Source organism: Acidovorax cavernicola, assembly GCF_003581445.1.
This window is the reverse complement of sequence record NZ_QXMN01000106.1, coordinates 1-3,539: the sequence shown is the minus strand read 5'-3', so window position 1 is coordinate 3,539 and position 3,539 is coordinate 1. Positions and strand designations below refer to the sequence as shown.

The 3,539-nt window shown below is 70.2% G+C and carries 3 protein-coding genes; all 3 read right to left on the bottom strand.

Features of this window, described 5'->3' with window-relative positions; translation table 11 throughout:
* On the bottom strand, window positions 1-1,105 hold a 1,105-nt coding region (locus tag D3H34_RS31115; RefSeq protein ID WP_119558690.1), incomplete at its 3' end, for a UDP-N-acetylmuramoyl-tripeptide--D-alanyl-D-alanine ligase.
* A complete protein-coding gene (locus D3H34_RS31110; RefSeq protein WP_119558689.1) occupies window positions 1,102-2,601 on the bottom strand; it encodes a UDP-N-acetylmuramoyl-L-alanyl-D-glutamate--2,6-diaminopimelate ligase in 1,500 nt (499 codons plus the stop codon). The genes D3H34_RS31110 and D3H34_RS31115, both read right to left, overlap by 4 nt.
* Window positions 2,598-3,539: peptidoglycan D,D-transpeptidase FtsI family protein (locus D3H34_RS31105; protein ID WP_147400537.1), on the bottom strand; the 942-nt coding region annotated here is incomplete at its 5' end. The genes D3H34_RS31110 and D3H34_RS31105, both read right to left, overlap by 4 nt.

Genomic DNA, 3,539 nt, shown 5'->3' with positions numbered 1-3,539 from the left:
TCACCAGCCAGCGCGGCGCGGGCAGCTCGGCCAGCACGTCGATCGCGGCGCGCATCGAGTCGGGGTTGGCGTTGTAGCTGTCATCGACCACCGTGATGTCGCGGCCCGCAACCTGCACGCTGAACGCGCGCGAACGGCCGGTCACGGGAACGAAGGCGCTCAGGCCGGCAGCGATCGCCGCCAGCGGCACGCCTGCGGCCAGCGCGCAGGCCGTGGCCGCGAGCGCATTGCGCACGTTGTGCCGGCCCGCGATCTGCAGCCGCGCGTCGAACGCGCCCGCGGGCGTCGCGATGCGCACCTGCCAGGCGCCCTGCTCCCAGGCGGCCTGCAGCGCATAGATCTGTGCGCCGTGCTGCTGATCGCCGAACAGCAGGCATTGGCGCGGCTGCGCCAGGCCCTGCCACACGGGCGAAAACTCTTCACCAGCCGGGAACACCGCGACGCCGCCTGCGGGCAGCGCCGCGAGCACGCTGCCGTTCTCTTCGGCCACGGCCTGCACGGTGTGCATGAATTCGAGGTGCTCGCGCTGGGCGTTGTTGACCAGCGCCACGGTCGGCCGGGCGATGCGCGCCAGCTCGGCGATTTCACCGGGGTGGTTCATGCCCAACTCGATCACGGCCAGGCTGTGCGCGCCCGTGAGGCGCAGCAGCGTCAGCGGCACGCCGATGGCGTTGTTGAAATTACCGCGCGTCGCCAGCGCCGCTTCGCCCGCCTGGGCCGACAGGATCGCGGCGATCATCTGCGTGACCGTGGTCTTGCCGTTGCTGCCGGTGACGGCAATCAGCGGCAATGCGAATTGCGCACGCCATTGCGCGGCCAGCGCGCCGAGCGCGGCCAGGCTGTCATCGACTTCGATGCCCGGCAGGCCGGCTGCGGCCAGGCGGCCCGGATGGGCAATCGCCGCGGCCGCGCCGCTGTCCCGGGCCTGGGGCAGAAAATCGTTGGCGTCGAAACGCTCGCCCTTGAGGGCCACGAAAAGATCGCCCGGCTGCAGGCTGCGCGTATCGGTATGCACGCGTGCGAGCCGGGTCTGGCCGTCGCCGACGAGGCGGGCCTGGGGGATCTGGGACTGGATCAGGGCCAGCGCTTGGTTCAGGGTCATCATGACCGTTTCATTCCTTCACGGGCCGCGAGCGCCTGGCGCGCCTCGGCCATATCGGAGAACGCGCGCTTGACGCCCGCGGTCTCCTGGTAGTCCTCATGTCCCTTGCCGGCGATCAGCACCACGTCCTTGGCGCCGGCTTCGGCGAGCGCATAGGCAATGGCCGCCGCGCGGTCGGATTCCGAATGCAGGTTCGCCGACGGCGACATCCCGCCCAGGATCTGGGCGATGATCGCGTCGGGGTCTTCGCCGCGCGGGTTGTCGCTGGTCACGACCACGCCGTCGGCATGGCGCTGGGCCATTTCACCCATCAGCGGACGCTTGCTCGCGTCGCGGTTGCCGCCGCAGCCGAACACGCACCACAGCCGGCCGCCGCGCTGGCGCGCCGCGGGCCGCAAGGCCTTGAGCGCCTGTTCGAGCGCGTCGGGCGTGTGCGCGTAGTCGACCGCGACCAGCGGCTGGCCCGGCTGGACGATCTGCTGCATGCGCCCGGGCACGGGCTCGAGCTGGTCGCAGGCGGCGACCGCCTGGTCCAGGCTCAGGCCCAGCGCGCGCAGCGTGGCGAGCACGCCCAGCAGGTTGGCGACGTTGTACTGTCCGACCAGACGCGTCTGCAGCACATGGCTGTGCGCGTCTTCGATCACCGTGAACTGCAGGCCTTCGCGGCCCAGGCTGATGTCCTTGGCCTGCAGCCGCGCCGGGCCCTGCGTGGACACGCTCCACACATCGAGATCGCGCGCTTGCAGGCTGGCCCAGAGGCGCGCGCCATACGGGTCGTCGACATTGACCACCGCCGCCTGCAGCCCCGGCCAGTCGAACAAGTCCTTCTTGGCCTGCCAATAGGCGTCCATGCTCAGGTGGTAGTCGAGATGGTCCTGGGTGAAATTGGTGAAGATCGCCACGCGGATGCGCGTGCCCGCCAGCCGGTGCTCGGCCAGGCCGATCGACGAAGCCTCCATCGCGCAGGCGGCCACGCCCGCATCCAGGTATTCGCGCAGCACGCGCTGCAGCAGCACCGGGTCGGGCGTGGTCATGCCGGTGTTTTCTATGCGTGGCGGAACGCCCACGCCCAGCGTGCCGACCATCGCGCAGCCACGCCGGCCGTCGAGCGCCTGCCCAGCCAGCGCATGCGCGAGCCACCAGGCGGTCGTGGTCTTGCCGTTGGTGCCGGTCACCGCCAGCACCTGCAGCTGTTCGCTGGGCCGGTCGTACCAGAGCGCCGCGATCTCGCCGCTCGCGGCCTTGAGATCGGGCAGCGCCGCAATGCGCTCGTCGGCAAACGCAAAGGCGTCCACGCCCTGGGCTTCGACCAGGCAGGCGGCGGCGCCGCGCGCCAGCGCCATGGCCACATGCGCGCGGCCGTCGGTGGCCGCGCCGGGCCAGGCGATGAAGGCGTCGCCCTGGGCGACCTGGCGGCTGTCGGTCTGCAGCCGGCCAGTGGTCCGGCCGCGCAGCCATTGCACGGCCTCGGGCGCCGAAGTCAGTTGCACCATGCTCATAGCGACTCCTCCACCGGATTGGCAACGATCTGCGGCACCACGGCCACATCGGGCTGCACGCCCATCAGCCGCAGCGTCTGCTGCACGACTTCACTGAACACCGGCGCGGCAACCGTGCCGCCGTAGATACTGCCCACGCTGGGCTCGTCGACCATCACCGAGACGATCACGCGCGGCCGGTCCACGGGCGCCAGGCCCGTGAACCAGGCGCGGTATTTGCCCGACGCATAGTTCTTGCCGACCTGCTTGCGCGCCGTGCCGGACTTGCCGCCCACGGAATAGCCCACGGTCTGGGCCTTCTGGCCGGTGCCGCCGGGGCCGGCGGCGAGCGCCAGCATCTGGCGCACCTGGTTGGCCGTGCGTTCGGAAAAGATCGGCACGCCCACGGGCGGCTCGGCGCGCTTGAGCATGGTCGCGGGAATCACGCGGCCGTCGTTGGCGAACACCGTGTACGAGCGCGTCATCTGCAGCAGGCTGGCCGACAGGCCGTAGCCGTACGACATCGTCGCCTGCTCCACGGGCCGCCAGGTCTTGTAGGGGCGCAGGCGGCCGCTGGCCGCGCCGGGGAAGGAAATCTGCGGCTTCTGGCCGAAGCCCACGGCCGAGAAGCCTTCCCACATCTGCTGCGCCGTGAGGCTCTGCGAAATCTTGGTCGTGCCGACGTTGCTCGACTTCTGGATGACACCGGCCACCGTGAGCAGGCCGTAGTTGTGCGTGTCGGAAATCGTCGAGCCGGTCACGTTGATGCGCCCGGGCGAAGTGTCGATGGGCGTTTCGGGCTTGAACTTTCCGGTCTCGAGCGCGATGCCCACAGTGATCGGCTTCATCGTCGAGCCGGGCTCGAACACGTCGGTGATCGCCCGGTTGCGCAGCTGCTCGCCGGTCAGGTTCTTGCGCTTGTCGGGCACGTAGCTCGGGAAGTTGGCCAGCGCCAGCAG

Excerpts from the sequence above, each read along its gene's own strand:
- D3H34_RS31110 (WP_119558689.1), bottom strand. The coding sequence starts at position 2,601 with ATGAGCATGGTGCAACTGACTTCGGCGCCCGAGGCCGTGCAATGGCTG.